This window comes from Microbacterium oryzae, assembly GCF_030406385.1.
GTDB classification, from domain to species: domain Bacteria; phylum Actinomycetota; class Actinomycetes; order Actinomycetales; family Microbacteriaceae; genus Microbacterium; species Microbacterium oryzae_A.
This window is the reverse complement of sequence record NZ_JAUEPM010000005.1, coordinates 225,076-232,525: the sequence shown is the minus strand read 5'-3', so window position 1 is coordinate 232,525 and position 7,450 is coordinate 225,076. Positions and strand designations below refer to the sequence as shown.

The window sequence follows — 7,450 nt, the reverse complement described above, 5'->3', positions numbered from 1 at the left end:
GCACGAAAGGCCACCCGACGACGGGTGGCCTTTCGTGCATCCCGGACACAATCCACCCACCGCAACCTTCCCGGACCGGGACAGGGACGCAGGCCACCCCCGGGCGTTGAGCGAGCGAAGCGAGTCGAAACGACGCACCCCGCCCTCGATAACGGGTCGCCGCGTTTCGTCTCGGTCGCTGGCGCGCCCTCGCTCAACGACCGAGACAGGGACGCAGGCCCCCCCGGGCGTTGAGCGAGCGGAGCGAGACGAAACGACGCAACCCGATCTCGACAACGGGACACTGCGCGTTTCGTCTCGGTCGCTGCGCTCCCTCGCTCAACGACCGAGACAGAGACGCAGGCCACCCTTCACGCGAACGAGAGCGGCGACCACTTCCCGGGGCGCGCCAGCTCGGCGTACTTCACGTCGCTGCCGCCGGCATCGATCGTCGCGACGCACGCGAGGAGCGACTGCGTCGGATAGCCGTGCGGCCGATTGTCTCGGATGATCGCGCGATCGTCGTCCGAGCCGATTCGGGCGCTGCGTTCGAGCACCTCGAGCCATTCCCGCCACCATTCGCCGCTCGCCCCGCCCGTTGACGCCGACGCGAACACGTCGAGCCAGGCGGCGATGCGCGGTGTGCGGCGGTCGTCGACGTCGTCGTGCGCGACCATGTGCGTCCCCGGCGCGAGACCCTGCACCTGCAGGCTCCGACCATCCCACGAACTGACGGACACCTTCCCGCCAGCCACGGTGACCAGGTTGAACCCCAGCGTCGAAGGGGCAGTCGGCTCGACGCCAACGACCGCATCGAGCACGATGGCGCCACGCGACGTGATCTGCTCGACCGGGAGCTCCGGCTCGCCCGCGCGATTGAGCAGCACGGCGAGACGATCCTCGCGCGCGGCCAGCCACGCTCCGCCGGCAAGGCGGTCCTGCACGCCGACGACGCCGGGCCGATCCGACCACCACGGGCCCAGCGGGTTCCAGGGGCGGTCAGGGTCCTCGTCGCGCACGGCGAGCAGGCGGATGGGCTCGGTGACGACCTCGGGTACGCGGATGATGACGGTGCACATGACGATCGCCCATCAGCCTATTGCCGCCATCCCGAGCGCGGGCGGCGGCCGGATGCAAGAATCGCTCACGATGAACATCGTCGTGGGCGTGACCGGCGGGATCGCCGCGTACAAGGTCGTGCAGCTCGTGCGGCTGCTGGTGAAGGTCGGGCACGAGGTGCACGTCGTGCCGACCGCCGATGCGCTGCGGTTCGTCGGACTGCCGACCTGGGAGGCGATCAGCCGCCATCCCGTGACCACTTCGGTGCACGACGACGTCGCGAGCGTTCGGCACGTCGCGCTCGGGCAGGCCGCTGATCTCGTGGTGGTGGCACCGGCGACGGCGAATACGCTCGCTCGGATGGCCGCTGGTCTCGCCGACGACCTGCTCGGCACGACCCTGCTCGCCACACGTGCGCCGGTGCTCGTGGCGCCGGCCATGCACACCGAGATGTGGCAGCACGCCGCGACGCAGGCGAACGTGACGACGCTGCGGAAGCGGGGCATCCGCTTCATCGGGCCGGAATCGGGACAGCTGACGGGGAACGACAGCGGGCAGGGGCGGATGGCCGAGCCCGAGCAGATCCATGCGGCGATCACGAGCGCGTTCCGCCCTCAGGACGCCGCGGGACTGCGCGTCATCGTATCGGCCGGCGGCACGCGGGAGCCGATCGACCCGGTGCGCTACCTCGGCAATCGCTCGAGCGGACGCCAGGGAGCGGCGATCGCGCGAGCCGCGGCCGACCGGGGCGCCGAGGTGACGCTCGTCGCCGCGCATGTCGACGACGTCGTCCTCGCCGACCTGGACGGCATCGACGTGCAGCGGGTGGGGACGGCGGACGAACTGGGCGCAGCGATGCACGAGCTCTCGCCGACGGCGGATATCGTCATCATGACAGCCGCCGTTGCGGATTACCGGGTGGCAGAGGTCGCACAGCGGAAGCTGACCAAGGAGGCGTCGAACGGCGTCCCGCCCACCCTCGAGCTCGTCGAGAACGACGACATCCTCGCGGCGCTGGCACGCGACCGTCGCGAGGGGCAGACGATCGTCGGGTTCGCCGCGGAGACGCCGGAGACGGGGGAGGACCTCGTCGAGCGCGGCATCCGCAAGCGCCGTCGCAAGGGTGCCGACCTGCTCGTCGTGAACGCGGTCGGCTGGACCCGGGGCTTCGAGAGCGCGGACAACGCCGTCACGATCATCGATGCGCGCGACGCGGTCGCGGCCTCCGCCTCGGGCACGAAGCGCGAGGTCGCCGACGCCGTGATCGACGCGGTGCTCGCCGCTCGCGCCTGACGCTGGACCGACGCGCGGGCCTCAGTCGTCGCTGGAGTGCAGGCCGCGGTGCGCGGAGAGCAGGGTGATCTCGGGGTGCTCCTCCGCGAGCATCCGCTCGGCCCGGTCGAGCACGTCGCGCACGTGGGCGGCGTCGCCGCCGACCACCGAGACGCCGATCTCCGCCCGGCGATGCAGGTCGTGCGCGCCCACCTCGGCCGCGGCCGCCTCCGTCCGCCGAGACAGGTCGGCGATGAGCGGACGGATGATGCCGCGCTTCTCCTTCAGCGAGCGCACGTCGCCGAGGAGCAGGTCGAACACGATCCAGCCGATCCACATGCCGCCCAGTCTCGCACCGGCCGGCAGGAAGTCGCTCCAGTCGCTAGTGCGCGGCGTGGTACGTCACGCCGCTCTCGTCTGCCTTCCAGTACCCCTTGATCATCGCGCGCTCGGGGTCGACGCCCCAGCGCTCCGCGACGAGCGCCCGGCCCGCCTTCACGATCGCCTGCTCGGCCGCGATGAAGGCGAACACGTCGCCCTCCGGCCGGTCCGCCTCCGTCAGCTGCTCGAGACGCGCCAGGAGCGCCGCCGTCGGAGCGGCGCCGTTCCGATGAACGTATTCGACCGGGACCGGCGCGTCGACCGGCACCTCGTGCGCGGCATCCGCGACCTCCACGAGGATCCGCGCGCTCGCGCCATCCGGGATGGCGGCAGCGAAGCGCCGGATCTGCGGGATGGCCGTCTCGTCTCCCGCGAGGAACCAGGCGTCGGGTGCGCCCTCGATCCGGCAGGTGCCACGGGGACCGCCTACGCCGAGGAGCGAGCCCAGGGGCGCCGTCGCGGCCCAGACACCGGCGACGCCCACGTCGCCGTGCACGGCGAACTCGAGATCGAGCCAGTCCTCACCCCACTGCAGCGGGGTGAACTCGCGCGACGGCGACTCCCGCAGCTCCGCCGCGCTCATCGGGTCGCCCTCGGGGAAGAAGATGCGGATGTGATCATCGTGCCCGAGGCCCTCGCCGAAGCCCGCGAGGTCGTCGCCCTGCACCCGCACGCGCACGTAGTCGGGGGCGATCCACTCTCTCGCGGCGAGGCGCGTGAGACGGAAGCGGAGCTCGAGCCGGGTGCGCTCAAGCGAGAACGTGATGACGGGATTCGACAGGGTCATGGAAGTTAGGTTAGCCTTCCTCCGATCCGGTTAGGTTCGACTTACCTGAGTGAGACACCTCAGCGCGAGGCGCCCGCCGGCATCGTCCCCCACATCGAGACCGCGGAAGACACCGCGCTCTCCCTTCCAGGAGGCACAGCATGCACATCACCCGTCCGATCGCGACGCTCTCGCTCGTCGCGGCATCCGCCCTCGTTCTCGCGGGCTGCTCATCCGCCGGCGAGGAGGCGGCCGAAGCCGCTGACGCTCCCACCGCCGCCGAGGCGGAGACGGTGGAGTTCTCGTGGGACCGCAACATCGCCGGCGAGGACGAGGAGCCGGAGCTCGAGAAGACCACGGTGGAGGTGCCGAAGAACCCGGAGAAGATCGTCGCCTTCGAGATGTCGACGGTCGACACGATCGGCGCGCTCGGCGGCGAGGTCGCGGGTGCCCCGCTCGACTCGGTGCCGGACTACCTCCAGGATGCGCTCGCCGACGACGCCTTCAACGCCGGCACCCTGTTCGAGGCCGACCTCATCGAGATCGAGGCGCAGCAGCCCGACCTCATCATCATCGGCGGACGCTCGTCGGGGCTCTACGAGGACCTCAGCGAGATCGCCCCCACCATCGACCTGGGCATGGTGGGCACGTACACCGAAAGCCTCGAGCGCAACGTCACGTTCCTCGGCGAGGTGCTCGGCGCCGAGGACGAGGCCCAGACCGCGCTCGCCGATCTCGAGGCGGGGATCGACGAGGCCAAGGCGGTCACCGCCGAAGCCGGAACCGGACTCGGCGTCATGGTGTCGGGCGGCGAGCTCAGCGCCCTCGCCCCCTCGGAGCAGGGCGGCGGCAGCGCCAACGTCCGCGGCGGCCTGCTCTACGACGTCTTCGGCGTGGAGCCCGTCGTCGACGACATCGCCTCCGCCACGCACGGCGAGCCGGTCTCGTTCGAGTTCCTCCTCGAGCAGAACCCCGACACCCTCTGGGTCGTCGACCGCGACGTCGCCACCGGCGAGGCCGAGGCAGGCGCCGCCGCGCAGGTCCTCGACAACGACATCGTCAAGCAGACCAGCGCGGCGCAGAACGACCGCATCGTGTACCTCGACCCGGTCGCCTGGTACATCGTGTACGGCGGCATCGAGACGACGCAGCTGCTCATCGACGACGTGATGCAGATCGCGTCCTGATCGGCTCAGCCCACTGCCCGTGACCCTCACCGCCTCGGCGCAGACGAGCGCCCCCGCCCCCACCCGCCCCCGGCGGACGTGGGTGGGGGCGCTCATCGGCGCGTGCCTCGTGGTGCTCGTCGGCGTCAGCCTGTTCGTCGGCGTCTCCGACGTGTCGCCGCTGGCCCTCCTGTCGGGCGGACCCGACAGCAGCGCGGCGTTCCTGCTCGTCGCGAGTCGCATCCCGCGGACGCTGGCCGCCATCCTCGTCGGCGCCTCGCTCGGCATCGCCGGGCTCATCATGCAGATGCTCGTCCGCAACCGCTTCGTCGAGCCCGGTACGACCGGCGTCAGCGAGTTCGCGACGCTCGGCATGCTCGTCACGATCGTCTTCTGGCCGGGGATGGCCGTGGTCGGGAAGATGGGCGTGGCCGCGGTCTTCGGGCTGGTCGGGACCTGGGTCTTCCTGCGCGTCGTGCGCGCGGTACCCGTACGGCAGCTGGTGCTCGTGCCGCTCGTCGGCATCATGCTCGGCGGCGTCGTGGGCGCGGTGACGACCTTCTTCGCGTACCGGCTCGACCTCCTGCAGTCGCTCGGGCAGTGGGCGCAGGGCAGCTTCGCCACCGTGATGCAGGGGCGCTACGAGATGCTGTGGATCGCCGGCGTCATGGTCGTCGTGGCGTGGTTCGCCGCGGACCGGTTCAGCGTCATCGGCATGGGGGAGGAGTTCGCGACGAACCTCGGCCTCGACTACCGCCGCGTGGTCGCCGTCGGGATGGTCATCGTCGCCGTCATCACGGCCGCCGTGCTCGTGACCGCCGGGATGATCCCGTTCCTCGGGCTCGTCGTCCCCAACGTCGTCAGCCTCATCATCGGCGACAACGTGCGCCGGTCCATCCCATGGGTCGCCGGGCTGGGCGCCGCCTTCGTGGTCGGCTGCGACATCGTCGCCCGCGTCGTGCGCTTCCCGTACGAGATCCCGCTGTCCGTCATCGTCGGCATCGTGGGCGCCCTGCTCTTCCTCTGGCTGCTGCTGCGAAGGAGGAGCCGTGCTCATTGAGACCGCGCCCGCGCCATCCGCTCGCGTCGTCGCTCTCTGGCGACGGCCATCCGCTCGGCTCGCCCTGCTCGTCGCGGCGGTGCTCGCGCTGATCGCGACGTATCTCTTCACCGACGTGCCGGGGTCGCTCGCGTTCGCTGTGAAGGTGCGCGGCCTGTCGGTGCTGGCGATGGTCGTCGTCGCGACGGCGGTCGGGGTCTCGACGGTGATCTTCCACACGATCACGCAGAACCGCATCCTCACGCCGTCGATCATGGGGTTCGACGCGTTCTACGTGCTGATCTCCACGGTCGTGGTGTTCTTCTTCGGGTCGGCGTCGTTCCTGCGGATGGACGAGCTCACTCTGTGGGCGGTGCAGCTGGTCGTGATGGTCGCCTTCAGCGTGCTGCTGTTCACATGGATGTTCGGCGGGAAGCGGCGCTCCATCCATCTCATGCTGCTCGTCGGCATCGTGCTCGGCACGTTCTTCCGGAGCTTCACGGAGTGGATGCAGCGCATGCTCGATCCACTGGATTTCCAGGTGCTGTCGGACGCGATGTTCGCCTCCCTCACGAGGCCGGACGAGACGCTGCTGCTGCTGACGGCCATCATCGTCGCCGCAGCCTGCGCCGCGGTCGTCCCCCTGCTGCGGACCCTCGACGTGCTCACCCTGGGCGAGCCCGCCGCGGTCGGGCTCGGCGTCAACCACCGCCGCGTCGTCATGGCGCTGTTCGGGATCGTGTCGGTCATGGTCGCGGCGTCCACGGCGCTGGTCGGCCCCATCCTCTTCTTCGGGCTCATCGTCGCGAACATCGCGTATTCGTACGCCGGCACCTTCCGCCACGCGCTGACGCTGCCGACGGCCGCCCTGCTGGGCGTGGTGTGCCTGCTCGGCGGTCAGCTCGTGCTCGAGCAGGTCTTCGCGTTCGGCGGGAGCCTGTCGATGGTCATCGAGTTCGCCGGTGGGATCTTCTTCCTCTTCCTCGTCCTGCGAAAGGGGGCGCGATGATCGCGCTCGAGAACGCCACCAAGCGCTACGGCCGCCAGACCGTGCTCGACGACGTGTCGATCGCGTTCGGCGATGAGGGGGTGACCGCGCTCATCGGCCCGAACGGGGCGGGGAAGTCGACGCTCTTCGGGCTCGTCGGGCGGCTCATCCAGCCCGACGCGGGGCGCGTGATGGTCGACGGCACCGAGGTCGCGAAGGCGTCGTCGTCAGACCTCGCCAAGCGCCTCGCGGTGCTGCGGCAGGACAACCACATCGCCGCGCGACTCACGGTGCACGACCTCGTGGAGTTCGGCCGCTTCCCGCACTCGAAGGGACGCCTCACCGCGGTCGACCGCGAGCATATCGAGCGCGCCATCGACTACCTCGACCTGCAGGCGTACCGCGACCGGTTCCTCGACGAGCTGTCGGGCGGACAGCGGCAGCGCGCGTTCATCGCCATGGTGCTCGCGCAGGACACGAAGTATGTGCTGCTGGATGAACCGCTCAACAACCTCGACCTCAAGCACATGACGGAGATCATGCGGCTGGTCCGGCGGATGGCGGACGAGCTCGGCAAGCGGATCATCGTCGTGCTGCACGACATCAACTTCGCCGCGACGTACTCCGACCGCATCGTCGCCATGCGTCAGGGCCGGGTCGTCGCGGATGCTCCTGCGGCGGAGATCATGCGCGCGGACGTGCTCGAAGCCGTGTATGACACGGCCGTCGACGTGCGGCAGATCGACGGCAAGCCCGTCGCGCTGTACTACGGGTGAGGAACTGCGCGCGGAGCTCCGGCT

The 7,450-nt window shown here is 70.2% G+C and carries 8 protein-coding genes; 5 read left to right on the top strand and 3 right to left on the bottom strand.

The features are described 5' to 3' along the window. Nucleotides 1–350: 350 nt before the first annotated feature. Nucleotides 351–1,058, bottom strand: coding sequence for an NRDE family protein (locus tag QWJ90_RS09920; protein WP_290107614.1), 708 nt, complete (start codon nt 1,056–1,058; stop codon nt 351–353). A gap of 70 nt (nt 1,059–1,128) precedes the next feature. Here QWJ90_RS09920 and coaBC point away from each other — a divergent pair, with 70 nt between their 5' ends. Further along, nucleotides 1,129–2,331: a bifunctional phosphopantothenoylcysteine decarboxylase/phosphopantothenate--cysteine ligase CoaBC gene (gene coaBC / locus QWJ90_RS09915; RefSeq protein WP_290107622.1), complete on the top strand. Its 1,203-nt coding sequence runs from the start codon at nt 1,129–1,131 to the stop codon at nt 2,329–2,331. Nucleotides 2,332–2,352: 21 nt separating this feature from the next. Here the strand turns inward: coaBC and QWJ90_RS09910 are convergent, their stop codons facing one another. Both QWJ90_RS09910 and QWJ90_RS09905 read right to left on the bottom strand, forming a co-directional pair. After that, nucleotides 2,353–2,649: a DUF503 domain-containing protein gene (locus tag QWJ90_RS09910; protein WP_290107612.1), complete on the bottom strand. Its 297-nt coding sequence runs from the start codon at nt 2,647–2,649 to the stop codon at nt 2,353–2,355. Between the two features lie 43 nt (nt 2,650–2,692). Then, nucleotides 2,693–3,478 (bottom strand): siderophore-interacting protein, encoded by a 786-nt coding sequence (locus tag QWJ90_RS09905; RefSeq protein ID WP_290107611.1) that lies wholly within the window; start codon nt 3,476–3,478, stop codon nt 2,693–2,695. A 140-nt stretch (nt 3,479–3,618) separates the two neighbouring features. Between QWJ90_RS09905 and QWJ90_RS09900 the strand changes: the two genes are divergently transcribed. The 4 genes from QWJ90_RS09900 to QWJ90_RS09885 are packed head-to-tail and all read left to right on the top strand — an operon-like array spanning nt 3,619 to nt 7,426. Next, nucleotides 3,619–4,644, top strand: coding sequence for a siderophore ABC transporter substrate-binding protein (locus QWJ90_RS09900; RefSeq protein WP_290107610.1), 1,026 nt, complete (start codon nt 3,619–3,621; stop codon nt 4,642–4,644). A gap of 19 nt (nt 4,645–4,663) precedes the next feature. Then, complete coding sequence (locus tag QWJ90_RS09895) at nt 4,664–5,683, top strand: ABC transporter permease (RefSeq protein ID WP_290107609.1); 1,020 nt, start codon at nt 4,664–4,666, stop codon at nt 5,681–5,683. Then, nucleotides 5,673–6,671: an iron chelate uptake ABC transporter family permease subunit gene (locus QWJ90_RS09890; RefSeq protein WP_290107608.1), complete on the top strand. Its 999-nt coding sequence runs from the start codon at nt 5,673–5,675 to the stop codon at nt 6,669–6,671. Before QWJ90_RS09895 ends, QWJ90_RS09890 begins: the two co-directional genes overlap by 11 nt. Further along, nucleotides 6,668–7,426, top strand: coding sequence for an iron ABC transporter ATP-binding protein (locus QWJ90_RS09885; protein ID WP_290107607.1), 759 nt, complete (start codon nt 6,668–6,670; stop codon nt 7,424–7,426). Before QWJ90_RS09890 ends, QWJ90_RS09885 begins: the two co-directional genes overlap by 4 nt. The last annotated feature ends 24 nt before the right edge of the window (nt 7,427–7,450 follow it).